This window comes from Sneathiella sp. D3-11 (genome assembly GCF_055809395.1).
In genome coordinates, this window is sequence record NZ_CM147911.1 from 769,825 (window position 1) to 794,484 (window position 24,660).

General features: G+C 53.0%; 28 protein-coding genes and 1 pseudogene. 8 read left to right on the top strand and 21 right to left on the bottom strand.

Going from position 1 to position 24,660, the window contains the following annotated elements:
* From plsX to AC0L73_RS04115, 4 genes and pseudogenes are all read right to left on the bottom strand, one after another.
* Positions 1–1,145: pseudogene (gene plsX, locus AC0L73_RS04100) on the bottom strand (phosphate acyltransferase PlsX).
* Positions 1,146–1,186: 41 nt separating this feature from the next.
* On the bottom strand, positions 1,187–1,372 hold the full coding sequence (rpmF, locus tag AC0L73_RS04105) for a 50S ribosomal protein L32 (RefSeq protein WP_227950053.1): 186 nt from the start codon (positions 1,370–1,372) through the stop codon (positions 1,187–1,189).
* An 83-nt stretch (positions 1,373–1,455) separates the two neighbouring features.
* The gene (locus AC0L73_RS04110; RefSeq protein WP_227950051.1) at positions 1,456–2,013 is read right to left on the bottom strand and encodes a YceD family protein; all 558 of its coding nucleotides are present in this window, start codon (positions 2,011–2,013) and stop codon (positions 1,456–1,458) included.
* 182 nt (positions 2,014–2,195) lie between these two features.
* A complete protein-coding gene (locus tag AC0L73_RS04115) occupies positions 2,196–2,741 on the bottom strand; it encodes a ubiquinol-cytochrome C chaperone family protein (protein ID WP_227950049.1) in 546 nt (181 codons plus the stop codon).
* A 162-nt stretch (positions 2,742–2,903) separates the two neighbouring features.
* On the opposite strand from AC0L73_RS04115, the gene AC0L73_RS04120 reads away from it, so the two are divergent.
* Entirely contained in the window at positions 2,904–3,356 is a 453-nt protein-coding gene (locus tag AC0L73_RS04120) for an outer membrane protein assembly factor BamE (RefSeq protein ID WP_473654947.1), read from the top strand.
* An 80-nt stretch (positions 3,357–3,436) separates the two neighbouring features.
* Here the strand turns inward: AC0L73_RS04120 and AC0L73_RS04125 are convergent, their stop codons facing one another.
* Entirely contained in the window at positions 3,437–5,542 is a 2,106-nt protein-coding gene (locus AC0L73_RS04125) for a sodium-translocating pyrophosphatase (RefSeq protein ID WP_473654948.1), read from the bottom strand.
* A gap of 293 nt (positions 5,543–5,835) precedes the next feature.
* Between AC0L73_RS04125 and ppa the strand changes: the two genes are divergently transcribed.
* Positions 5,836–6,351: an inorganic diphosphatase gene (ppa, locus tag AC0L73_RS04130; protein WP_227950043.1), complete on the top strand. Its 516-nt coding sequence runs from the start codon at positions 5,836–5,838 to the stop codon at positions 6,349–6,351.
* Positions 6,352–6,399: 48 nt separating this feature from the next.
* On the opposite strand, the gene AC0L73_RS04135 is transcribed toward ppa, so the two are convergent.
* From AC0L73_RS04135 to glyA, 10 genes are all read right to left on the bottom strand, one after another.
* Positions 6,400–7,593: an MFS transporter gene (locus AC0L73_RS04135; RefSeq protein ID WP_265334818.1), complete on the bottom strand. Its 1,194-nt coding sequence runs from the start codon at positions 7,591–7,593 to the stop codon at positions 6,400–6,402.
* Positions 7,594–7,633: 40 nt separating this feature from the next.
* Complete coding sequence (locus AC0L73_RS04140; protein ID WP_227950041.1) at positions 7,634–8,194, bottom strand: DUF4865 family protein; 561 nt, start codon at positions 8,192–8,194, stop codon at positions 7,634–7,636.
* Positions 8,195–8,300: 106 nt separating this feature from the next.
* Positions 8,301–9,302 carry a thiamine-phosphate kinase gene (gene thiL / locus AC0L73_RS04145; RefSeq protein ID WP_473654949.1) on the bottom strand — a complete coding sequence of 334 codons (1,002 nt, stop codon included), beginning with the start codon at positions 9,300–9,302 and terminating at the stop codon, positions 8,301–8,303.
* 1 nt (position 9,303) lies between these two features.
* Positions 9,304–9,786: a transcription antitermination factor NusB gene (gene nusB, locus AC0L73_RS04150; protein WP_227950037.1), complete on the bottom strand. Its 483-nt coding sequence runs from the start codon at positions 9,784–9,786 to the stop codon at positions 9,304–9,306.
* On the bottom strand, positions 9,783–10,247 hold the full coding sequence (locus AC0L73_RS04155) for a 6,7-dimethyl-8-ribityllumazine synthase (RefSeq protein ID WP_227950035.1): 465 nt from the start codon (positions 10,245–10,247) through the stop codon (positions 9,783–9,785). The genes nusB and AC0L73_RS04155 overlap by 4 nt, the downstream gene beginning before the upstream one ends.
* A gap of 3 nt (positions 10,248–10,250) precedes the next feature.
* Positions 10,251–11,363, bottom strand: coding sequence for a 3,4-dihydroxy-2-butanone-4-phosphate synthase (gene ribB, locus AC0L73_RS04160; RefSeq protein ID WP_473654950.1), 1,113 nt, complete (start codon positions 11,361–11,363; stop codon positions 10,251–10,253).
* A complete protein-coding gene (locus AC0L73_RS04165; RefSeq protein ID WP_473654951.1) occupies positions 11,360–11,956 on the bottom strand; it encodes a riboflavin synthase in 597 nt (198 codons plus the stop codon). Before AC0L73_RS04165 ends, ribB begins: the two co-directional genes overlap by 4 nt.
* Positions 11,957–11,961: 5 nt before the next feature.
* Complete coding sequence (gene ribD, locus AC0L73_RS04170; RefSeq protein WP_473654952.1) at positions 11,962–13,077, bottom strand: bifunctional diaminohydroxyphosphoribosylaminopyrimidine deaminase/5-amino-6-(5-phosphoribosylamino)uracil reductase RibD; 1,116 nt, start codon at positions 13,075–13,077, stop codon at positions 11,962–11,964.
* Positions 13,078–13,111: 34 nt separating this feature from the next.
* A complete protein-coding gene (gene nrdR, locus AC0L73_RS04175) occupies positions 13,112–13,573 on the bottom strand; it encodes a transcriptional regulator NrdR (RefSeq protein ID WP_207046204.1) in 462 nt (153 codons plus the stop codon).
* A gap of 57 nt (positions 13,574–13,630) precedes the next feature.
* A complete protein-coding gene (glyA, locus tag AC0L73_RS04180) occupies positions 13,631–14,926 on the bottom strand; it encodes a serine hydroxymethyltransferase (protein WP_473654953.1) in 1,296 nt (431 codons plus the stop codon).
* Positions 14,927–15,677: 751 nt separating this feature from the next.
* On the opposite strand from glyA, the gene AC0L73_RS04185 reads away from it, so the two are divergent.
* The 3 genes from AC0L73_RS04185 (at position 15,678) to AC0L73_RS04195 (ending at position 17,941) form a co-directional block, all read left to right on the top strand.
* Complete coding sequence (locus tag AC0L73_RS04185; RefSeq protein ID WP_227950022.1) at positions 15,678–16,118, top strand: Ros/MucR family transcriptional regulator; 441 nt, start codon at positions 15,678–15,680, stop codon at positions 16,116–16,118.
* 370 nt (positions 16,119–16,488) lie between these two features.
* Positions 16,489–16,947: a phosphoethanolamine transferase domain-containing protein gene (locus tag AC0L73_RS04190; RefSeq protein ID WP_473655413.1), complete on the top strand. Its 459-nt coding sequence runs from the start codon at positions 16,489–16,491 to the stop codon at positions 16,945–16,947.
* 64 nt (positions 16,948–17,011) lie between these two features.
* Positions 17,012–17,941, top strand: a complete 930-nt coding sequence (locus AC0L73_RS04195) for a phosphoethanolamine transferase (RefSeq protein ID WP_473654954.1) — start codon at positions 17,012–17,014, stop codon at positions 17,939–17,941.
* A gap of 9 nt (positions 17,942–17,950) precedes the next feature.
* Here AC0L73_RS04195 and AC0L73_RS04200 read toward each other — a convergent pair whose 3' ends face one another.
* Positions 17,951–18,205 carry a DUF6898 family protein gene (locus tag AC0L73_RS04200; protein ID WP_227950017.1) on the bottom strand — a complete coding sequence of 85 codons (255 nt, stop codon included), beginning with the start codon at positions 18,203–18,205 and terminating at the stop codon, positions 17,951–17,953.
* 161 nt (positions 18,206–18,366) lie between these two features.
* On the opposite strand from AC0L73_RS04200, the gene AC0L73_RS04205 reads away from it, so the two are divergent.
* Both AC0L73_RS04205 and AC0L73_RS04210 read left to right on the top strand, forming a co-directional pair.
* Positions 18,367–19,560, top strand: coding sequence for an acyl-CoA dehydrogenase (locus AC0L73_RS04205; protein WP_473654955.1), 1,194 nt, complete (start codon positions 18,367–18,369; stop codon positions 19,558–19,560).
* Positions 19,561–19,621: 61 nt separating this feature from the next.
* Positions 19,622–20,386, top strand: coding sequence for an SDR family oxidoreductase (locus AC0L73_RS04210; protein WP_473654956.1), 765 nt, complete (start codon positions 19,622–19,624; stop codon positions 20,384–20,386).
* 14 nt (positions 20,387–20,400) lie between these two features.
* On the opposite strand, the gene AC0L73_RS04215 is transcribed toward AC0L73_RS04210, so the two are convergent.
* The 5 genes from AC0L73_RS04215 to AC0L73_RS04235 form a co-directional block, all read right to left on the bottom strand.
* Positions 20,401–21,060 carry an alpha/beta hydrolase gene (locus tag AC0L73_RS04215; RefSeq protein ID WP_473654957.1) on the bottom strand — a complete coding sequence of 220 codons (660 nt, stop codon included), beginning with the start codon at positions 21,058–21,060 and terminating at the stop codon, positions 20,401–20,403.
* On the bottom strand, positions 21,057–21,218 hold the full coding sequence (locus AC0L73_RS04220; protein WP_473654958.1) for a hypothetical protein: 162 nt from the start codon (positions 21,216–21,218) through the stop codon (positions 21,057–21,059). Before AC0L73_RS04220 ends, AC0L73_RS04215 begins: the two co-directional genes overlap by 4 nt.
* Positions 21,211–21,843 (bottom strand): SLATT domain-containing protein, encoded by a 633-nt coding sequence (locus AC0L73_RS04225; protein WP_473654959.1) that lies wholly within the window; start codon positions 21,841–21,843, stop codon positions 21,211–21,213. Before AC0L73_RS04225 ends, AC0L73_RS04220 begins: the two co-directional genes overlap by 8 nt.
* Positions 21,844–21,983: 140 nt before the next feature.
* On the bottom strand, positions 21,984–23,399 hold the full coding sequence (locus AC0L73_RS04230; RefSeq protein WP_473654960.1) for a reverse transcriptase domain-containing protein: 1,416 nt from the start codon (positions 23,397–23,399) through the stop codon (positions 21,984–21,986).
* Positions 23,400–23,507: 108 nt separating this feature from the next.
* Positions 23,508–24,302 (bottom strand): enoyl-CoA hydratase/isomerase family protein, encoded by a 795-nt coding sequence (locus AC0L73_RS04235; protein WP_473654961.1) that lies wholly within the window; start codon positions 24,300–24,302, stop codon positions 23,508–23,510.
* Positions 24,303–24,354: 52 nt separating this feature from the next.
* On the opposite strand from AC0L73_RS04235, the gene AC0L73_RS04240 reads away from it, so the two are divergent.
* Positions 24,355–24,657, top strand: coding sequence for a DUF1330 domain-containing protein (locus AC0L73_RS04240; RefSeq protein ID WP_473654962.1), 303 nt, complete (start codon positions 24,355–24,357; stop codon positions 24,655–24,657).
* The last annotated feature ends 3 nt before the right edge of the window (positions 24,658–24,660 follow it).

Genomic DNA, 24,660 nt, shown 5'->3' on the forward strand with positions numbered 1-24,660 from the left:
CTATCCGGCATCTTCTACGGTGCTGGAAGCTTTATTTGTGTTTTTGATGGGCCGGGATGCCGAAGCGGCAGATTGCTGTTCTTCCGCGTCTTCGTCAGGCGTGACAGCATTATTACTCATTTTCGCGGCCATATCAAAGGTCTCGAAATTATTCCGCATTTTATCGATCATGTCATCGGAAACCATCTCGATGGCAACCCCGATGGCATTGGCGAAACCCATCTCATCGGTCCCGCCATGGCTTTTCACGCAGAGACCATTGAGACCGAGAAGAACGCCGCCATTATACATACGCGGATCGAGCCGCTCTTTCAGGATGTTCAAGCCCCCCGAGAGAAGACATAGCCTATTTTAGCGAAAATCGAGCTTTTGAAACCGGCGCGGAGGAAATCGGTAAAGAGCCGCACCACTCCTTCTGCGGTTTTCAGCGCGACATTACCGGTAAAGCCATCGGTAACGATGACGTCAACAACGCCGCGGGTGATATCATCGCCCTCAACAAAACCCTGATATTCAAAGGGCGGGTGCTCGATCGATTTAAGGCGCTCTCCCGCCTCCTTGATCGTATCGTTGCCCTTGAGTTCCTCAATCCCGACATTGAGAAGTGCGACGCGAGGCGGAACACGGCCCAACACTGCGCGCGCAAATTCGGCGCCCATAAAGGCAAACTGCACGAGGTTATCGGCATCACACTCGACATTGGCGCCGAGATCAAGCATCACCGTCTCTCCCCTTGGGGAGGGTAGGACTGAGGCAATCGCCGGCCGGTCAATCCCCGCCATCATTCGGAGCGAGACTTTCGCCATCGCCATCAGAGCTCCGGTATTACCGGCAGACACAATCGCCCCGGCCTCTCCTGAACGCACAGAATCGATCGCAAGACGCATACTGCTCTTACGCCCCTTCCGCAGCGCCTGGCTGGGCTTATCTTCTGATTTAACGGCCTCATCCGTGTGGCGCAGCTCACAAGCATCGCGCACCCCGGGATACGCTTTCAAGAGCGGCTCCAATCGCGCCTCATCGCCGAACAATAGGAAACGGGCCTTTGGAAATTGCACACGGACAATGTCGATGCCCTTAATCACGATGTCAGGAGCATCATCTCCTCCCATCGCATCAAGAGCAATGACAATATTCTCAGGCATATTTCTGTCCGGTTCCGGCCATCCTAATCAGCAATCGCCGATTAGAGGATGTCGCTCGTTTCCAGGATTTCGCGGTCGCCATAATGGCCACATGAACCGCAAATATGGTGGGCGCGCTTCATTTCGCCGCAATTCGGGCATTCCTGCGTCTGGGTGCCGACAAGCGCGTCATGCGACCGGCGCATGTTGCGTTTGGATTTGGTGGTCTTTCTCTTTGGTACTGCCATTTTTCCAGTCTCTCACTTCAGATGCCCTTCGCCAGGGCGACAATATAAATTACATTGATATGAGATAGCGTTATGCCTTCATATCACTTCTTGCTCATCAAGTCCTTCAAATTTGCAAAGGGTTGGTGTGTCCCCTGCTCCTTCTTGACCTGATCCAGGTCTAAATCTTCTTCTTCCACCGGCTCCGGCAGGTCCGCCCGTCGCGGATAAGGCTCCAGCGCCAGCGCGATCTGCTCCATCACCATGGTCAGCAGGTCGATCCGGTTATTTACGATCAACTCCGGCGGATCCGGCTCTTCCAGCCCCACCACCTTGTCCATATCCTCGACAACGAGATCTTCCGGATCAAAGGTGTATAACACCGTAAATTCTTCGTCAATCGCTTGTGCCACCGGGTCCAGCGACACGACACAGGCCTGAACCGCCGCAGCCTGCAAGCGCCCCGTCAGCAACACCTGACCGTTTGCTCCCTGACGAACCAACGATCCGCGCGCCGTTACATCGGAAAGACCAAGGATATCCAGCGACTTCGCCAGAGCCTCACATTCCTCTGTCGTCGCCTGAATATTGAACTTCAGGGGCTCTCGCCCAAGACGCTCGACATTGATCAACCGAGCGACATCACCCCCGGTATCTTTCATGGCGATAGTTCCTTCTAAATTCAGCACAAGCATAACCTGCCGGCGTCATTCCGTCGGGCACGCGATTCGAAGGCGCGAAAATACTGTTTTAGATGCCTGCGGTCAACGGATTTTGTCATTTCCCGCAAATGGCATCCCCCACCCCGTCAAACAAGGGTGAAATTTAGCAATTTCGCTGCCTGTCAGCATGCGCCAAACCCGCCGAAATCTGCATTTCCCTTCATCAGCATATCGACCCCCTGCCCCGCAAGCCGCTGATCCGCCGCCCGCAGATAACGCGCGAGTGACGCGACGGCCTCTTCCGGAACCTCATCGACCGTACCGTAATGGTTCCGCCGCAGCGCTTCTGCGAGAGATTCCTCGCCCTCCCCATCAAGGGCAGAATCATAGGCCGCGACGCGGCCATAAAAGGCCTTGGCCATTTTCTTGATGTGCTTGCCAATGCTGAGGTCGCCAATACCAATTTCGCGTAAGGATTGGTCCATATCAGCGAACATCTCATCGAACAGGGCCTGTGAAAGTTTTTGTGCCTTGTCCCCGCCGCCTTTCAACTGCCGCATAATCAGGAAGGCATGCAGCGAAATCATTTCGAACCGGCCATCGACTGTGTCGGGGACCGCCGCGTCCTCGTAAAAAGCCGGAATGCGCGACTGACGGACGATTTCCGCATAAAGGTCGGCCGCTGGGCGTTCCAGCGGGTTGCGGCGAAATAAATCAGCTATTCCCACGCGATTTCCCCGTAAATCCGGCATCTATGCGGTTTTTCATCAACATCGGCGTCCTGTTTCCAAGAAAATTTGACAATTGCCAATAGGCAAGTCATTTAGTACCCTTGAGTTACGCATTTCGCGGCGGTTAGTCAACCGAAAGACACGCCGGAGCAAGGAACCATGAAACGATTGAAGACCGGGATTTCTATTGCCGTTCTTGGCCTCGCGCTCACCGCGTGTGATCCGATCAAGACGAACCAGGGTTATCGCCTGGACCCTGAGCAGCTTGCCCAGATCGAGGCGGGCGTCACCAATAAGGATTCGGTGCAGGCAATCATGGGCTCTCCTTCCAGCATTGCGACCTTCCAGACCGAAGGCGACACCTGGTACTATATCAGCAGCAAGACGGAACATCTGGCCTTCTTCGCAAAGGAAGTGACCGAGCGCGATATTGTCATTGTCAAGTTTGACATCAATGACACAGTGGCCGAGATCCGGGACCTCAAGAAGGAAGACGGTCAGGAGATTGAGGTTGTCGAGCGGGAAACCCCGACCGGCGGACGCAAGCTTGGCCTGCTGGAGCAGCTGTTCGGAAACCTTGGCCGGTTTAACAGCGCAGGAGAAGGGCAATAATTCCTCCCCATTGTTTTCACGCAAGAAAAAAACCCCCGGCCAAAACCGGGGGTTTTCTTTTAGGCTTTGACTGCTTTGGCTTAATGCGCCATCGCCGCCAATAAGAGGAGTGCGATGATGTTCGTGATCTTGATCATCGGGTTCACGGCTGGACCAGCTGTATCCTTGTAAGGATCGCCAACCGTATCACCGGTCACCGCCGCCGCATGAGCATCTGTGCCCTTGCCGCCGTGGTTCCCATCCTCGATATACTTCTTGGCATTATCCCAGGCACCGCCGCCCGCCGTCATGGAGACAGCGACGAAGAGACCGGTGATAATCACACCCAGAAGCATGGCACCAAGGGTCGCGAAGGCGGCTGATTTATCCGCAATAAGCAATATCACGAAGAAGACGACAATCGGCGCCAACAAAGGCAGCAAGGACGGTATGATCATTTCCTTGATCGCCGCTTTGGTCAGCAAATCCACCGCACGCCCATAATCAGGCTTGCCAGTGCCTTCCATGATGCCGGGGATTTCCTTGAACTGCCGACGCACCTCACGCACAACGGAACCCGCCGCCCGGCCCACGGCCATCATGCCCATGGCCCCGAACAAATAAGGCAATAATCCACCCAAAATCAGGCCAACAACGATATACGGATTTTGCAGGCTGAAATCGAGGGTGACGCCCTGGAAGAACGGAAATTTGGTCGGGCTCGCCAGACTGATAAAATGCTTGAGATCCTCCGTATAGGCGGCAAACAGCACCAATGCCCCCAGCCCGGCAGAACCAATAGCATATCCCTTGGTGACGGCTTTCGTTGTATTCCCAACGGCATCGAGCGCATCCGTGGTTTTACGCACATCCTCATCCATCTCTGCCATTTCCGCGATACCACCTGCGTTATCCGTTACCGGACCATAGGCATCGAGGGCGACGATCATACCGGCCAGCGCCAACATCGTTGTCACCGCAATCGCGATGCCGAACAATGCCGCCAGATTATAGGACACGATAATACCGGCACAGATAATAATTGCCGGAACGGCTGTCGCTTCCATCGAGACCGCAAGGCCCTGAATAACATTGGTGCCGTGACCCGTTTCCGAGGCCGCGGCAATGCTGCGTACCGGACGATATTCAGTCGAGGTATAATATTCCGTGATCCAGATCAGCAGGCCCGTCACCACGAGACCAACAAGACCACAGAAGAACAGGCTCATCCCCGTGAATTCCTTATCGCCAATCGTATAGACCGTGTCCATGCCGATGGTAAAGGAAGTGACCGGCCAAAGCGCGATCGCAGAGAGGACTGTTGTCACGAGGAAGCCCTTATAAAGAGCGCCCATGATGCTGTTATTGGCGCCAAGTTTGACGAAAAACGTACCGACAATGGAGGTCAGGATACAAACTGCGCCGATCATCAGCGGATAGCTCATCAAGGCGGCATCATTCGCGAAATAGATGGAGCCCAGAACCATGGTCGCAACAACTGTCACTGCATAGGTTTCGAACAAGTCAGCGGCCATACCGGCGCAGTCACCGACATTGTCGCCCACGTTATCGGCGATAACCGCAGGGTTCCGAGGATCATCCTCAGGAATACCGGCTTCGACCTTACCGACGAGGTCAGCGCCAACATCAGCACCTTTGGTGAAGATACCGCCGCCAAGACGGGCGAAGATGGAAATAAGGGACGCGCCCATGCTGAGAGCGACAAGGCTGTTGACCATATCCCGGCCATCAACGCCCGCGCTTGTCAGATAAGCGTAATAGCCGGCAACCGCCAGCAAGGCGAGGCCGACAACCAACATACCCGTGATCGCGCCCGCCTTGAATGAAACGTCAAGACCGTCGCTCAGGCTCTTGGAGGCTGCGGCGGCTGTGCGCACATTAGCGCGGACAGACACATGCATGCCAATAAAGCCCGCCGCGCCGGACAGAACCGCGCCGATGAGGAAGCCAATGGCGACCTTGAGACCAAATATAAAGAACAGAATAACAAATATGACGATCCCAACGAGACCGATGGTCATATACTGGCGGTTCAGATAGGCAGATGCCCCTTCCTGAATTGCCGCCGAAATCTGCTGCATTTTTTCCGTTCCGGCATCACGCGAAAGAACCGACTTACCTGCATACACACCGTAGCCCAAGGCTATCAGTCCGCAGACAATCGGAATCCATAATTCTACTGACATTCTTTCATCCCCATCAAAGTTACAAGCTGGCCGTTACATGGCCATACGTTTTTTGTTGATTATTGTGCGAAGTATTCCCCCATAAATGTGAAACCGGGCTCTCTCAAGTACCGGTCGAATAGTAGAATGCCAGATTACCTTATTTTGCGCAAGGATTGGAAATACCTAATTTAGCCAGCCCTTTCCAAGCATTTTGTCATATGCTTTTTACTTGATTTTTTTTGATTAGCCGGTGGCAAAATCTTCCGGAACATGCTATCGCAGCGCCAGTATTTCCCAGGAGACAATGAGTCATGGATCTTTCAAAAATTCCGGCGGGCAAAGATGTACCGCGGGACGTCAATGTCGTGATCGAAATCCCTCTTGGCGGTGTCCCCGTCAAATATGAGGTGGATAAGGAAAGCGGCGCGATGTTTGTCGACCGGTTCCTGCATACGGCGATGTTCTATCCCTGCAACTACGGCTTCATTCCCCAAACCCTCGCCGATGATGGCGATCCGGTCGACGTTCTGGTGGCGGGCCCCATCCCGGTCATGCCCGGTGCCATCATCCGCGCACGTCCCGTTGGCGTATTAATCATGGAGGATGAGGCTGGTCAGGACGAGAAAATCCTGAGCGTACCGGTCGATGAGTTGCACCCCTATTATTCCAACATCGCCAACTATTCCGATCTGCGCGGCATCCTGCTCGACCAGATCTCCCACTTCTTTGAGCATTATAAAGATCTGGAAGAAAATAAATGGGTCCGGATCAAGCGCTGGGGCGATGCCGAGGAAGCCGGAGAAATGATCCGCAAGTCCCTCGTCTGAATTAACCAACTGAGGTATGAGGCGGGCTCAGGCCCGCCTGCCCAACTACTACTTAGCGGCGACGCGCCGCCGCTGTCCGCGCATGCTCCAGAGTGCGAGCAGGATTACGAAGCCGAGCAATGGCAACGCCCCCAGATTGACGACTTCCCAGCCGAACCGCTCCTGCAGCTGACCGCTCATCAAGGATGCGGTCGCCACCGTACCAAACACCATAAAATCATTCAGCCCCTGGACTTTCGCAGTCTCTGACGGCCGATATGTTGTGGCGACCAGTGTCGTGCCTCCGATAAACATGAAGTTCCACGAGAGGCCGAGCAGGACCAGAGCAATATAGAAGTTCGCAAGTTCCAGTCCGATCAAAGAAACGATTACGCTTCCCAGACCCAGCAGGGCGCCCAGAATAATGATCCTGTATTCCCCATAGCGCGAAATCAGGGATCCCGTGAAAAAGCTGGGGCCGAACATGGCGACCACATGCCAACTAATGACATTGAAGGAATCACTCGGCGCGTGACCGCAACCGACCATAGCGAGCGGCGTCGCCGTCATTATCAGGCTCATTACACCATAACCAATCATGGCGCTTAAGACCGCAACGATGAAGGTCGGCTGCTTGACAATCTCCGAAAGTGGACGCTGGCTCGTTTCATGATCAGGAATAACCATTTTCGGTATCCTGACAAAGCTCAGTAATATGAGGGAGATAGCCCCCAAAATTATGATTGAGAGATAAGAGCCGAGATACATAAATGGCGCGAACAGGTCTTTGCTGTGGCTTGCGATCTGCGGCCCGAGAAAACCGGCGATCACCCCGCCCGCCAAGACATAAGAGACGGCCTTGCTACGGTTCTTGTTGCCAGCAATGTCGATCGCGGCGAAACGATAGTAGTTTCCGAATGCCGTCGACATGCCGACAAATATGGCCCCGAATGCGAACAGCCAGAAGCTGCTGATCCAAATGGCATAGCTGCAGATCGCCGCGCCTGTGATGCCGATCATCACGCCGAAGAGAAATCCGGGCTTGCGCCCGACCTTCCGCATAAAGAAAGAGGCCGGAATGGTTGCAATCGCCGTTCCCGTCACAACGGCCGTTACCGGCACGGTCGCAAGAGATTTGTCATCGCCGAGCAAAACAAGACTTGCGAGCGCCGCCGAGGAAATCATGATGGAGGTGGTGCTGTTCATCAGCGCCTGACACCCGGACATCAATAAAATACTTAACTTCGTCCGGCGGTCCATCATTTCCCGTCCTTCTCGTTTGCTTATAAAATACGCGCGCTAATTATGCAGCGCCCTGCATTTTCCGATAGCTTTCCAAAACCGCATAGTCACTGACGCAATCCGCCTTGACGGGCACGGCCTGCTCCCTCGATTGCCAAAGACTGTAGAGCCCCTTCTCCCAGCGATCCGGATCCAGCAGAACCATATGTGCAAAGAGCCCCGGTGTCTTCAGAAGACTTTGGTGATGCTCCTTCTCTGCCTGCATCAGCGCACCGACAGGACTGCCGGAAGGCACCTTGTCCACAGCACTACACATATATTTGGGGTCGCCCTTGGCCGGACCATAATCAAATGCAATCACTTGCCAGCTTCGAACGCGCGGGCGACCGAAAGTTTCAGTCACGCCATTAAACAGGTTGTTGAGAAGGAAGTCCTGGGCGAACTGGGCGTTCTCCCAAATATAGAAAGGCGCATAAACATGCTCTTCGGCATCATACAGATAAAATTTATGACGCAGCCCGGGGCATCCCTCGAACAGTTGACTTCTGGCCGCGACATGCTCTTGTATTTGCTTATCGTCAAAATCTTCCGGCAAGCGCACCGTGTATTGCATCGCCAGCATACATGTCTCCCGAATGTACATAAAAATCTCGTGAAATATGTCAAGATTAAGACAAAAGCACAACCCACACAAACGCATAGCTATTATGCATTATCGCTAAAGCAGTTCAAAAATGCTGCCATCCACGGGCGGAAAGCGACATCTCTGTCCCATCTTCCTTAGTCACACGGACCCCTTTTTCACCCTCTACCGTCTCCCCGATGATGGTCAGCGGGACGCCGCCCTTTTTTGCGATTTTTACCAGATCATTCCGCCGCTCAACCGGAAAAGTAAAGGCAAGTTCATAATCGTCACCGCCTGTAAGCACCTTCTCGATCAAGGATTTATCAGATTGCACCGCCGACTCTGCGGCGTCGGAAAGAGGAACCTTCGCCCATTCAATGACGGCGCCCACGCCGGATTCCTTCGTGATATGCCCAATATCGGCGATAAGACCATCGGAAATATCGATGCAACTTGTCGCCCGTTCGACCAGCGCCTGCCCGAGTGCCAATCGCGGATCCGGCAGATGATAGCGATCCATGAGATATTCCTGATGCGTAGTATCCAGATCGGGGAGCCTGTCCCCTGCAGCAAGAAGACCGAGTGCGCCATCCCCAATCGTACCGGAGACAACGATCAGATCGCCTGCCGCGGCGCCATTGCGACGGAGGGCCTTCCCCTCTTCTACCTCACCGATTGCCGTGAGGGAGAGCGACAGCGGCCCCGCTGTGCGCACCGTATCGCCGCCCAGCAGCCCGACTTGGAATTCGTCCTGATCGAGAGACAGCCCCTCGGCAAAGCGCTCAATCCAGATATGCGGGAGATCCTCCGGCCAAAAAGTTGCGAGAAGATAGCCGACCGGCGCCGCCCCCATTGCCGCGAGATCAGAAAGGTTAACCCGCAGCAGCTTGCGCGCCACATCACCCGGCAGATCGGACTCGCGAAAATGCACACCAGCAACCATCGCATCTTTGGTCAACACGAGGTCTTTCCCCTTGGTCGGACTAAGAACCGCTGCATCGTCTGTCAGACCGAGCGACGCGGGTGTATTGGCAGCGAGAGGTTTCAACACCCTCTCGATCAGTGCGAATTCACCTTCCTCGGTATCTCGCGTATCGTCTGACATATCAGTCAAATTCGCCAGCGCGCAGCTCTTTTGCGATCTTGTCCAGAACACCATTGACCAGCGCTGGCTCCTTCCCCGTAAAGAAGGTCCGCGCAATGCCGATATACTCCTTGATCAGTACTTTCGCGGGCATATCGACGCGGGCAAGAAATTCATAGGTCGCAGCGCGAAGCAAGCAAAGCAACACGACTTCCAACCTGTCCGTCGTCCGGTCTTTCTCTAGACGATCACCGATCAGCTTGTCGATCTCTTCCTGCCGCGCATCTGTGTTGAGCACGATATCCTCAAACAGCGGCTTGTCGCTATCCTTGAATTGATCGCCATCCAATTCCGCACCAACACGATGCTGAAGAAATTCTTCCACCACCTCTTGCGCAGACTTGTTGTCATCATGCGCCAACTGGTAAAGAGCCTGCACCGCGTTCAGCCGCGCAAGGGTGCGGCGACTGTGCTTGTCGCCCCGTTTTTCACTGCGGGCGTTCATCGAGGGAACATTCCAAATTTTTCCTTGAGTTTAAGCATTTGAAGCGCCGCTTCCGCCGCGCCGCCGCCCTTGTTCTTTTCGTTTTTGCGGGCACGTGCCCAAGCCTGCTCATCATTTTCGCAAGTGATAATGCCATTGCCTATAGCAATACAATAATCTGTCGAGATATCCATCAGCGCCCGCGCGCTTTCCTCCGACACCGTGTCATAGTGAGAGGTTTCGCCGCGGACCACGCAGCCGAGCGCAACATAAGCATCATAACGCCTGCGGCCGCCCATGAACTCCATCGACTTGATGGCAAAGCGGATCGCGGCCGGAATTTCAAGACAACCCGGCACCTGCACGATTTCATAGGTTGCGCCCGCCGCGTCCAGCGTCTCTTTTGCGCCGTCAAGCAAGGCATCGGAAATATCGCGGTAAAAATCCGCTTCGACGATCAGCACATGTATATCATTGGTCATGGCTTACCCCTTTTGCTCGATCAGGCGCGTTTCCGTGATCGCAAGACCATAGCCATCGAGTCCGACAACCGTCCGCGTATGATTGGAGAGCAGGATCATGTTCTTGATTCCGAGATCAATGAGGATTTGCGCACCGATACCGTAGTCGCGCAGTTCATGCTGCTCTTTCAGCGGCTCGCCAAGCTTGCGCCGCACCCGATCGGAGAGCGCCATGGCGCGCGGCTCGCGAATAAGAACAACAACGCCCTTGCCCGCCGCATTAATCTGTTCCATCGCACTGTGCAGCGTATCAGGATTCTCATCCAATTCGCCAAGGACATCGCCGAGCAGATTCAGCGCATGCATACGCACCATCACCGGATCGTCGCCGGAAACTTCGCCCTTCACCAGCGCCACATGCTCCGCATATTCCGGGCGGTTGGAGAAGACGATCATTTTCCAGTCGCCGCCGTATTTGCTGGAAATGTCGGCCTCGACCTCCCGTGTGATCAGGCTGTCATGACGACGGCGATAGGCGATTAGATCGGCAATGGTGCCGACTTTCAGGCCATGGAACTGAGCAAATTTCACCAGATCGGGAAGGCGTGCCATAGTCCCGTCATCATTCATGATCTCGCAGATCACACCCGCCGGCATTAACCCGGCAAGACGAGAGATATCAACCGCCGCCTCCGTATGGCCCGCGCGGCGCAAGACCCCGCCTTCGCGCGCGACCAGTGGAAAGACATGCCCCGGCGAAACGATATCCTGCGCATTCTTGGTCGGATCAATGGCAACAGCAATCGTACGGGCGCGGTCCGCGGCGGAAATGCCTGTGGTGACGCCTTCGCGCGCCTCGATCGAGACGGTGAAGTTGGTTGTCAGGCGGGAGGCGTTATCCTGCGCCATAAGCGGTAAACCAAGATGGTTGATCCTATCCTCCGACATTGACAGACAAATCAGCCCGCGACCAAATTTCGCCATGAAATTGATCACATCCGGGGTCGCCATCTGCGCCGGGATTACCAGATCGCCTTCATTTTCCCGGTCCTCCGCATCGACAAGCACGAACATCTTGCCATTGCGGGCATCCTCAATGATTTCCTCTGTTGAGGCGAGGTACTCTTTATAGCTCATTTTTTCTTATTTACCTCTGTCATGCGGGCAACATAGCGCGCCAGTACATCGATTTCGAAATTGATACGCCGCCCGACGGTCAGCGTTCCAAAGGTGGTATGTTCCTGCGTATGCGGAATAATATTGACGGTGAAATGATCGTCACCGACCTCATTCACTGTCAAGGATACGCCGTCGAGACAGATGGAGCCCTTTGCCGCGACCAGCCCCGCAAACTTTTCCGGCAGGGAGAAGACAAGCTTCGTTGAATCTCCCACAGTTTCCATAAGCAGCAGCGAGACCACCGCATCGACATGGCCGGTGACAACATGGCCGCCAAGTTCATCACCGATTTTAAGCGCCCGTTCGAGGTTAATCTTCGTGCCCTCTATCCAGTCGCCAAGGTTGGTGCAGGAAAGGGTTTCATCCGACGCATCGACAGCAAACCACCCCTCCCCTTTCTCGATCACGGTGAGGCACGGGCCGGAACAGGCGATGGAGGCGCCGATATCGATCGTGTCGGTGTCGTAGGAGGTTTCAATCTCATATCGGGTATCGCCGGTTTTCTCAATGGCGCGAACCCGTCCGACATCAGTAATTATGCCTGTAAACATTCCACTCAATTCCGAAGAAAATAACTTTCCAATAAATCATCACCCAACCGACGTTCCTCGATCAGGTGAAGTTCTGGCGCCTCGCTTATCCGTTCCAGCCCGATGGACTCAAGGGCCGGAATGCCGTCCCCGCCGATAATCCGACCGGCGCGAAACCACATCAGGCGATCCGCCAACTCATCTTTTATCAGCGTTGCCAGAAGATGGGAACCACCCTCGACAAGTATTCGCGTTATTCCGCGTTTCGCGAGAGCCTCGAGACCGAGCCCCATGTCGGGCAGCCCCGATTCATTGGCCGGCACCTCGATCACCTGGGCTCCCAGATCTTCCAGAGCCTGCAACCGGTCCTTATCGTTGCCAAGCACGGTGACAATCCAGAGCGGCACCTCCCGCGCCTTCGCCACTAGGTTCGATGTTAGCGGCAGGCGCAACCGCGGATCCGCAACGATGCGGATCGGGGAATACTGTTCGAGGCCGTCAATGCGGCAGGTCAGGTCCGGGTTATCGACCAACGCCGTGCCGACACCGATCATGATCGCGTCATTCTGTGCCCGCAGCATATGTCCATAACGTCTAGCAGCAACGCCTGTGATCCATTTGCTGTCGCCGGTCGCCGTCGCGATCCGTCCGTCGAGACTAGTCGCCATTTTAAGGGTGACCAGCGGCCGTCCGTGCAGCCGGGTGGTGATAAAGCCCGCGTTCAGCTCCGATGCCTCGTTGGCAAGCAGACCCTCGACAACCTCGATCCCGGCCTTTTGCAAAATCTCGATACCGGCGCCATTGACCCGTTCATCCGGATCGCGCAACGCAACCACGACACGGGCAACCCCGGCCGCGACGAGGGCCTCCGCACAGGGCGGTGTCTTACCGTGATGGGCGCACGGCTCAAGTGTGACATAAACAGTCGCGCCCTCTGCCCGCGGGCCTGCCATCTCGAGCGCCATGGTCTCCGCATGGGGCCGTCCGCCGTCCTGCGTCCAGCCGCGCCCGATGACATTCCCATTCTGCACGATTACGCAGCCAACCGCCGGGTTGGGCGCCACCCGGCCGAGACCGCGCGCGGCAAGGCGCAAGGCGGCCTGCATATGGAATTCGTCCCGTTGAGTATCAGAGGCAGTCATGGGTACCGGTATATCTGGGGGCGGGTTTCAGCACTCAGCTCGTGACGTTGGTGCTGAGCTCGCCGATGAATTCTTCAAAATCCTTGGCTTCCCGGAAATCCTTGTAGACGGAGGCGAAGCGCACATAGGACACGCTGTCGAGCGCGGCCAGCCCCTCCATCACCAATTCGCCGATCTTGTCGGACGGAATTTCCTGATCACCGCTGCTCTCAAGCTGACGGACAATGCCATTTATCATGCGATCGATCCGGTCCGGATCCACAGGGCGCTTGCGGGTGGCGATGCTGACGGACCGTTCCAGCTTCTCGCGCTCGAACGGCGTCCGCTGTCCGTCTTTCTTGACCACTGTCAATTCGCGCAGCTGCACTCGCTCAAAGGTGGTGAAGCGGGCGCCGCAGGTAGCACAGGCCCGCCGTCGCCGGATTGCGGTATTATCCTCTGTCGGCCGACTATCCTTAACCTGCGTTTCGTCACTGCTACAAAATGGACAGCGCATCCGATCGTTCCCTTCCTGTCATATCTTCTCCCGCTGCCCCTTTGTTGGTCATTCTGCCTACATTTCCGGGTAAAGAGGGAAAGCGTCGCAGAGTTTCTTCACATCTGCGCGGACCTTTTCCTCTACAGCACCGTTATCCTCCGGATTTGCAGCCAGTCCGTCAAGGACTTCGGCAATCAGGTCGCCGACTTTCGTGAATTCTGCCGTGCCGAAGCCGCGCGTTGTCGCTGCCGGAGTTCCCAAACGCACGCCCGACGTGACCATCGGTTTTTCCGGGTCAAACGGGATACCGTTCTTGTTGCAGGTGATATTGGCATTCTCGAGCGCCCGCTCGGCAATATTGCCGGTCAGCTTTTTCGGCCGGAGATCGACCAGCATGACATGGGTATCGGTGCCACCGGAGACGATATCAAAGCCATGCCCGACAAGCGTCGCCGCCAGAACTTCCGCATTCTTGACGACCTGCGCCGCGTAAGTCTTGAACGCCGGGGTGAGCGCTTCGCCAAAGGCCACGGCCTTCGCCGCGATTACATGCATCAGCGGGCCGCCCTGCATCCCCGGGAAGATCGCCGAGTTCACTTTCTTGGCGATCGCCTCGTCATTTGTCAGGATCATGCCGCCGCGCGGACCGCGGAGAGTCTTGTGGGTGGTGGTGGTTGCGATATGCGCATGCGGGAACGGGCTCGGGTGCACGCCCGCCGCGACAAGGCCGGCGAAATGCGCCATGTCGACCATCAGAAAGGCCCCGACTTCATCGGCGATCTGGCGGAAGGTGGCGAAATCGATATGCCGCGGATAGGCCGAGCCACCGGCAATAATCAACTTGGGCTGATGTTCCTTCGCAAGGGCGCGGACTTCATCAAAATCAATCTGGTGCGTTTCCTTGTCCACGCCATAGTGAACGGCGTTAAACCATTTACCGGATTGGTTCGGCGCGGCACCATGAGTGAGATGACCACCAGCGGCCAGTGACAGGCCGAGAATAGTGTCGCCGGGCTTGATCAGCGCCATGAAAGCGCCCTGGTTCGCCTGTGATCCGGAGTTGGGCTGGACATTAGCGAAACCGCAGCCAAAAAGTTCCTTTGCGCGGTCAATCGCCAGTTCCTCAACAATATCGACATACTCACAACCGCCGTAATAGCGGCGGCCGGGGTAACCTTCCGCATATTTATTAGTGAGCACGGAGCCTTGAGCCGCCATGACAGCCGGGCTGACGATATTTTCAGATGCGATCAGTTCGATCTGATCCCGTTGCCGACCGAGTTCCAATCCAACCGCGCGAAAAACATCAGGATCATTCCGCTCAAGATCGGCTTTGAAAAAATTAGCCAGATCAGCACTTTGAATCGTCATCTATTGAACTCCTTTTCGGACCGGCCCAGCCTACCCCGGGTGAACCGTTTAAGACAGATAAAACACCTCTCCGCCTGACCTTGCAGGACCCATTCAATGGAGCCCAGCGCTTATCCTGAACGGCCGAAATTGACCGACGGAAGGGTAGTTGAATATGCGTATCCCGCGCACGCGCAAATACTGCGCCGGATGGATAGCACAGGTGACAGGGAGTTCCTAGAAAAACTCTGCCGTTATCGTTCTTTTTTTTCGCATGCAAATAGTCTTCGCGCCGCCCAAGAAAAGACTGACAAAATTAATACGAACAACTCAGTATTGAAAATAATTAAAAGGACTTATCTTCATAGATATCTAATCATATAGATGGTATATGATATCTAATGCTCACATTTACAGTATTTAATAATGATTACTAATGCGAATTTTCTAGATCTGGCTCCAGATCGCTTAACAAGACATTTCGGCATTATGATATATATAAGTCATTACTCAAAATTTGACGTAATTAAACTACTTTTATATGCGATTTTTTGTAATTTCGAATATTCGAATAGAGCCGTAGAATTAGAAATCAAAAAAAAGCAATGATTTGACACAATTTTTAGATCAGGCATTTGCATTATTTATAGTTTGCTGGTACTTAGTCACGGCTTTGTCTGTTAATCGCCTCACGATGTATTGACATTCTTAGACACTTCGTAACAAGTAGAGAAATATTACAGTCCCCTTAAAACGAATGAAATAAAAGCAAATGACACAATCTTTTTCGAAAGAGGGTAACCCCCAAACTCAATCTGAACGTGAAGAATTGCTCCGCATGACGGCGGACATCACCGCAGCATATGTCAGCAATAACCAGATTGAAAACTCCGAATTGATCGAAGTGATCAAGTCAATTTATGGCTCACTGTCGTCGCTTGACATGGATACAGAGTCAGAACAGGCAGAGCTGAAACCCGCAGTTCCCATCAAACGCTCTATCCAGAACGACTATCTAATCTGTCTGGAAGATGGCAAACAGTTAAAAATGCTGAAGCGCTATCTACGGTCCAATTATGATATGACACCGGAAGAGTACCGCGCCAAATGGAACCTCCCGCCAGATTATCCCATGGTCGCGCCAGCTTATGCAAAACGGCGTTCGCAATTTGCGAAGGAATTCGGTCTCGGGCGTAAGAAAAAGACGGCATAGCTGAGGACATAACCGCCACATTTTTCGGAAAGACAATGCCAAAAACCTACATGGTTTCTGGCAGACGCGTCATAATGCCGCTAACGCAGTTCTTGTATAGCCCCCATATATCCGGTTAGTAGATACTTCAGGGTTCGTAGCCAATCGGCTGCGGACCTGACTCGGCCTTTTTGGCAATGTATCTATATCGCGGATGTCTCAGATTAATGAAACCACGTTTTGCTCTTAGCCCTGGCATTTTGCTATGGATCATATCCTTGTTCCTGCTGGCAACGGCAAACCTGCAGTATTTCGAACAAACCATTGCCGTCTACGGGATTGATCAATACCTTCCCTTTCTGATCTCCCAGGGGTCGTTCTCCTCTGTGCGATCATGCTGGTAGCGACAGTTTTTTCATTCTTTCTGCCCGTTCGGATTGTTGCCGTGCTTTTCCTGATGATTGGCGCGGTGGTTGGCTTTTTCAGTGACAATCTCGGAATCCCTATCGATCAGGATATGATCCGCAATGTTTTCGCGACGGATATAAATGAAGCCGGTGATCTACTGAACTGGGGATTGGTTCTTCGAGTTGGCTTTCTTGGTCTTCTTCCCTCCATCCTCCTGTTCCTGATCCCCATTAAACCAGCCTCCTTGTTTACGCGACAAAGGCGCCTTGCCGGAGCCGCAGTCATCTCTGTTCTGGTCGCGGCGGTTTCCATGGCACCTTTCGGTAATTCCTACGCCAGCCTTTTTCGCGAACATAAACCACTTAGGTATTTCACAGAATCCCGTTCATCCAATCTATTCCGCGATCAAGCTGGCCATCGATATCGGCGGCGGTACTGTTGATACAACGTTCCGACCTCGTATCAAAACAGCGATCATCCCGTCTGATGATGCGGAGCATGAACTAGTGATTGTTGTCGTTGGCGAGACGGCCCGCGCCGACCATTTCGGGCTGAATGGATACACACGGCAAACAACCCCGAAGCTTGCCAAGCGAGAAAATATTCTCTCCTTCACTGATATGCGATCTTGCGGCACATCGACCGCAGTTTCCCTGCCCTGCATGTTTTCTCTTGATAACCGATCAGATTTTGCCATCAATCAGGCGAGCTTCACGGAAAATACACTCGATGTTCTGGTAAAGGCTGGCGTGTCCGTTCTCTGGCGAGATAACAACACAGGTTCGCAAGGGGTGGCGAGCCGGGTCACCTACGAATACTTCCAGGACCCGGACATAAACCGTCAGTGTGACGCCGAAGAATGCCGCGACATCGGAATGCTGGATGGGTTGGAAGACTATGTCGCGCAGCAGGATGGCGATATCCTGATCGTCCTGCATCAGTTGGGAAGTCATGGTCCCGCCTATTTCAAACGCTATCCCGATGACTACGCTGTCTTTGAACCGGATTGTCAGTCAAAAGAGCTTGGCTCCTGCACCGAAGCCGAAATCATCAACGCCTATGACAATACTATTTTATATACCGACAACTTCCTGGATGCCGCCATTAACTTTCTCGAAAGCAAGCAGGGTCGATACGAAACATCACTGATCTATTTAAGCGATCACGGAGAATCTCTGGGTGAGATGGGCGTTTATCTGCATGGAATGCCCTATTTTGTTGCCCCGGAAACCCAGACACATGTGCCCTTTGTCATCTGGGCCAGTGACACATCGGATATCGACAAGAATCAGCTTCAAGCCCGCCTCAATGATCCCATGACCCATGATGATTTCAGCAAGCTACTTCTCGAGATGTTCGAAATTATTGTGGATGAGAACAAGATCGCCAACGGGTCGGGCATCCTGCCCATGAAACCAGAGAGTTACCACCAGTAAGCCGCCGGGTTAAACAATAATCCCCGGCTTCTTTGGTATATCCGGCGCGGAACTGTTTTCCGTGACAACGCGTCCGTCCTTCTTGTTCATTACATAGTGCAGTTTTTGAAGCGCGGTGCGTTTAAGTTCCTCCTGCCCGATGGAACTCGGCCCAACGATGGAAACCTCTGTCATCGTTACCGGATCAATCGCAGAAACCTTGACGGAAGCGCCATGCTGCTGGAACTCAACGATATACTCGCCTTTTACATTGTCAGGTGCCATACCCATTTGCCTGAATATTTGAAAGCTACTGCGTTAAGCATATCATATATTGTTTTAAAGACTATGAAGCATATTGATGTTGCATCGCAAAACGGCTAAACAATCGACTATATGCCGCCTGCCCGGCCAAATAATATAATTATATAAACGGAGATATCCCTATGAGCAGCGCCTCTTCCAAACCCGTCTTTGATCCTGTCGACCCTTTCTTGCTGGATGATCAGCTGACCGAAGAAGAACGGCTGGTCCGCGATACAGCCCGCGATTACTGTCAGGAAAAACTGATGAGCCGGGTGCTGGAAGCGAACCGCCACGAAACATTCGATCGGGCGATCTTCACCGAGATGGGCGAACTGGGCCTCCTCGGCTCCACGATCGAAGGTTATGGCTGCGCCGGCCTCGGCTATGTCTCCTACGGTCTTGTCGCGCGCGAGGTTGAGCGGGTCGACAGCGGCTACCGCTCGATGATGAGCGTGCAGTCCAGCCTCGTCATGCATCCGATCAACGCCTATGGCACAGAAGAGCAGAAACAGAAATACCTGCCGAAACTTGCGACCGGTGAATGGATTGGCTGCTTCGGCCTGACCGAACCCGACCATGGCTCCGACCCCGGCTCCATGGTAACGCGGGCGAAATCCGTCGATGGCGGTTACCACCTGAACGGCGCGAAGATGTGGATCACCAACGCCCCGGTCGCCGATGTCTTTGTCGTCTGGGCAAAAACTGACGATGGCGTGATCCGCGGCTTTGTTCTTGAAAAAGGCATGGAAGGGCTTTCCGCGCCGAAGATCGAAGGGAAATTCTCCCTTCGCGCTTCCATCACCGGGGAGATTGTCATGGACAATGTTTTCGTCCCGGAAGAAAATCTGCTGCCGGGCGTCCAGGGCCTCGGCGGTCCGTTCGGCTGCCTCAACAGCGCCCGGTTCGGCATCGCCTGGGGCGCGCTTGGCGCTGCGGAATTCTGCTGGCAAGCCGCGCTTAATTACACGTTGGAGCGCAAGCAGTTTGGCCGCCCCCTTGCCGCCAATCAGCTGATCCAGAAAAAGCTCGCCGATATGCAGACAGAAATCTCCCTCGGCCTGCAAAGCTGCCTGCGCGTTGGACGCCTGCGCGATGAAAACCGCGCCGCACCGGAAATGATCTCGCTGATCAAGCGCAACAGCTGCGGCAAGGCACTCGATATTGCGCGCATGGCCCGCGACATGCATGGCGGTAACGGCATCTCGGATGAATATCACGTCATCCGCCATGTCATGAATCTGGAGGCCGTCAATACATATGAGGGCACCCATGACGTCCATGCGCTGATTTTGGGTCGGGCCCAGACGGGCATTCAGTCCTTTACCGGCGCGTGAAATAACTCCACAATCAGCCCTATAAACCAATAAAACAGCATAAAGCTGCGGGAGGAAGAACATGAAAATAGCGGGCAAAAATGTTGTCATCACAGGCGGGGCAAGCGGCATCGGAAAGGCGCTTGCGGAACGCTTCCATGCGGAGGGGGCGAAGGGTATCACCGTTGCCGACCTGCAGGAAGGACCGCTGAAAGAGGTTGCGGCCTCTGTCAACGGTCTTGCGGTTCCCTGCAATGTGGGCAAGGAATCCGATATCCAGAATCTGGTGGCGAAGGCGGAGGAGGCTTATGGCCCCATCGATATCTTTGTCTCCAACGCCGGGCTCGCCCGCTATGGCTGGGAAGAAACGTCGGACGAAAACTGGCAGCTTAACTGGGATGTCCATGTGATGGCCCATGTTTATGCGGCCCGCGCGGTGGTCGATAAGATGATCGCCAATGGCGGCGGCTATCTGGTGAACACCGCCTCTGCCGCCGGCCTCCTCTCTCAAGTCGACAGCGCGACCTACGCCACCACGAAACATGCGGCCATCGCCTTCGCGGAGACCATGTCAATCCGCTACGGTGACAAGGGCGTGCGGGTTTCCGTTCTCTGCCCGCAGCAGGTCCGCACCGCGATGACGGAAAACCGCCTCGACGGGGTTGCCTCCGTCGATGGGACGATGGAACCCGAGGAACTCGCCGATTGCGTGGTCGAGACGATGGACAAGGAAGAATTCCTCATCCTCCCCCATGCGCAGGTGCGTGAATATATGCTGCGCAAGGCCACTGACTATGACCGCTGGCTGAAAGGCATGCGCAAACTCCGCGACGCCTATGTGAAGTAAAACAGCGCCCCGCGCTATTGATCGGCGGCCAGCGCTTTGTCGAAAAAGCTGGTCGCCATTTTCATATCGCCATAACGGCCGAGGTTGTTATGCCCCGCGCCCTCAATCTTGATAAACTCGGTGCCTGCGGGCGCAAGGGCGGCGAGCTTCTTCCCCTCCTCAAACGGGATCACCTTGTCCTCTGTGCCATGAATGATCAGGATCGGGGCGGTTACCCCGCCAATCCGTTCGTCATTCCGGAACGGGTATTTCAGCATAAAATGAAACGGCGGCATCACGCTCACGCGGTAGCGCGCGATATCGAGCAGCGACGTAAACGGGCTTTCCAGCACCACCGCGAAGACGGGCCGCGCCGCCGCGACCGGGATCGCCGCCCCGGTGCCGAGCGAATGGGCGAGGATACCGATGGGGCCATCCTTCTCACTTTCGAGAAAATCATAGGACGCAAGGCCATCGGTGATCACCCCCGCCTCTGAGGGTTCGCCCGTGCTGCCGCCATAGCCGCGGTACTCCACGAGCAACACACCAAAGCCCGCTTGCGCCAGCGCCGCGCCGCGGCCGATCTGGTTGGCGGCCGTCTCCGCATTACCATGAAAGACGAGGATGCTGGCCGCACGCTCTCCGGGCGGATGATAGAAGGCACGGAGTTTCTCTCCATCCGGCGTTGCGATCACGACCGGGTCGAACCCGCTGGCCGGATTAACCGCCGCCTCCCCTCCGGCACCGGAAACACAAACGCCCCTTGCACAAAATAAATCCCCACAAAGGGGAACACACCAAAGAGCAGGACAAGGGCAACAAGCCAGAGGGATATTTTACGACGTTTAGCCATAGATATATACAACTGCCGCAATTACCGGCGGCGCTATTAAAAATACCAAATATAGCCAGAAATCCGCGACCCAGTACCAAATAAGTAAAATTCTTGTGATTAATAATTTCAGCAACAAGTTGGAGACACCAAAAAACTCAAATTCTGGTTCCGCGTATTTTCTCGCTTTAAAGATATAATACGAACGTTCTTCATGGTTTGGGTATTTTCGCAGCACTTCGTCATATTTTTCGAGTAATGATTTTCTTAATTCGTCCGTGTCGTTCTCAGTGCCAATTACACGCGTTAATTCATGATATATAGTTTGAATTTCTAACGCACACAAATGCATTTTCTCGGCGTCTAAAAGATAATTCCTAGAATTTTCAATTAGCGAAATTACAAGAACAAAAACCGACAATAAGGTAACTATTACAAATGAAAAATTTCTGTCGAAGATGTTAAATAGTGATAATCCAATCATATCTGTAATTGATATTGAAATCAGATAGATCGAGAGCATCGCCAACGAAAATATCGACAATTGATGTTTTTTCCTCAGACGCTGCTCGGCTGTAAACCTGACACTCTTTGTCTGCCACGTTTTTGAGACAAATTGATCATATTTCATATCTTGTTTTGCCATTACTACTCTTGATTATGCGGGTGAGAGCTAGACACAACTTTGATAAGCATTTAACGCAAATATTTTGCTAACGGTCCTTTGACGGACAAAAATTAAGAAATCCCTTAGAATCATAAATTCCAAAGGCATAAGCCTAGCCCTCAAGACGTGTCTCCTATATCTTGTTCCATTTTGTCAACTTCTTTCTGCACCTCTAAAGAGAAAATGCGCTCCAATTCAGATTCTGACAACCTATTTACATCATCCAAATTCATATCTAATGCTCTCATCAGATATGATCTCTTTTCTTCTTCGTTGTATCTATCAAAATTCGTTATATATTCTCCCCACTTACCTTTTTTTATTCTCCAATAACTATTCGTAAATTTTTTAATGTCTTTTGTTTCAATATTATTTTTCTCAATTAGTCCGAGAACTATACTATCAAATCGTTTCAACATCGTATGGTCATTTAAACCAGAAAAGTAGAACAGCCAACCATACCGTTTCCCCCTCCATATTACACCAGAAATTCTTCTGTTTAGACGATCAAGATGTTTTAAGTTTTGGGAAAACTTATATGAGGTTATTAATCCGCAAACACTTTCAATTAATTTTTGTTGCGAACTCTTCCTGACACCTACTTGAATCGCGGCATCTGACGGACTAGTTTTCATATTATAGCCCAAATAGTCCAAGCCTTCATCGAAGTGCCCGGCATGCGATTTTCCACTATTCAGTTTTAATCTATGGCTCCACAGCCAGCATCCTAGAAAAAATCTTGCCTTATATATTTGGACTTTTTTACCCGCCAAAATCACATCGTCTACAAAGCGTGCATAAAAAAGATCGGGCTTTTCGAGTCTATTGTCCAACTCAATTAAATAAATATCGGCGAGAATATTAGAAATTGATAGCCCTTGAGGAACACCTTCTTGTTGTACGCTAGTTCCTCCGGATATTGGCGTTGTTGGAGTTATAAGAGCACTATTAACAATTTTTAAAAACGGTTGGTGGTCAAATTTTTGTTTTAACTTTTTTATTAATTTTTCCCTAGGAATCGAAGGGTAAAAGTCTTTTAGGTCACCACGATAATATTCTTTTACGGAACTATTATTTTTCAGAAACTTATATAAATGAGCGACATGCTCACTTGCATGCACCTTGGTCAATTCTCTATCAAATAAATATTGCAGAAAATCCTTTAAGCAAAACAGTGTAAGTTTATCTCTAATTGTGGGGGTTGATAGAATTCTCGGAGGTTTTCCTCTTCCTTTAGATTTTAAGACCTCGAGGTAAGTAGTGAATTTATAAGTACCGTCTTTAACCTTCCTCTCAATCAAAGCATATTCTTCTTCTTTTTTACTTTCAAAAACAGAACTCGTAACACCGTCTTTGCCACGACCTCTTTGTTTCACTCCAACAAAATTTTCATACGCATACGACAAATAGTCTCTTGAAAAAGCGAGATTAAAAGCGTCAACCGCATTCTTTTTGCGAAGTAAAACAAAGACACCTCCAAATAGCTCCAGTTGCTGTTGCGGATTATTGTTTAGTCCGAGCAATTTCAAAGACATCACATTTTCCTAGGTATTATGTAAAACTTTTTAATTAACGCTCCCTACCTAATAACTTTATCACAAAGACAAACACACACAACCTATACTAAAACAAATTCCCTTCAACTACCTCCCCTTAAACACCGGGTCGCGTTTGTCCAGAAACGCCTGTATCCCCTCGGCGTGGTCTTCGGAGGTGATGGCGACGGTGTATTGGTCCATGTCCATATAGCTCACGGCGTGGTTGAGGGCGTTGGCAGCGACAGAGGCGCCCTGCTTGATCATGCGCACGGGGAGCGGCGGCATGGCGGCGATTTTCTTTGCGAATTCCAGCGCGAGCTCATAGGCGCCGCCCTCTTCCGCCACTTCCTCAATGAGGCCCCATTGCATGGCTTTATCGGCGCTGATCTTGTCGGCAATGATGCAGAGCTGCTTGGTGCGGGCCGGGCCCATCAGGTTGACCATGCGCGGCACGGACTGCCAGCTCATATTCATGCCGTTGCGGATTTCCGGCACCCAGAAGGTCGCGCCCTTTGACGCAACGCGCATGTCGCAGGCGACAGAGAGGGCGACGCCCCCGCCGATGCAATAGCCATCCACGGCGACGATGGTCATGGGCTCCAGATCCTCCCACGCCTTGCTCATCCGCGGGCCGACTTTCAGCATCTCCCGCCGCTCCATCACGCCGGCGTCGATCCGCGCTTTCACGGCGGGGTCTTTCAGATCGAACCCGACGGTGAAGTTTTTCCCGTTCCCGGTAAGGATGATCGCGCTTGTCTCCGTATCCCCCTCGAATGAATGAGCGACATCGGTCAGTTCCTTCATCGCGTCGATGGAGAGCGGGTTGACGTCATTGCCGCGATCGAACCGGACGGTGGCGATGCGTCCCTCCCGTGTGACTGTTACATACTTGTAGCTCATGCCATTCCCCCTTATTGTTTTTATTAATTGGATCGCAGAAAAGGACCGTAAAATGCCCGCTTATATGATCGCCCGGATCGATGTCACCGACCCGGAGCAGTATGAAGTCTATAAATCCCTCGCGCCAATCGCCATCAAAAAATACGGCGGGCGCTATTTAACGCGCGGCGGGGCGATGGAAACGCTGGAAGGGCCGGAGGAAACCCGGCGGGTAGTGATCGTCGAATATCCGGATATGGCGGCCGTCAAGGCCTTCTATGACAGCCCCGAATACAAGAAAGCGCGCGACGCCCGAAAGGATGCCGCCAAGGGGCAGTTTGTCATCCTCGAAGGGCTCGACAAACCGCTTTGGTAGGCG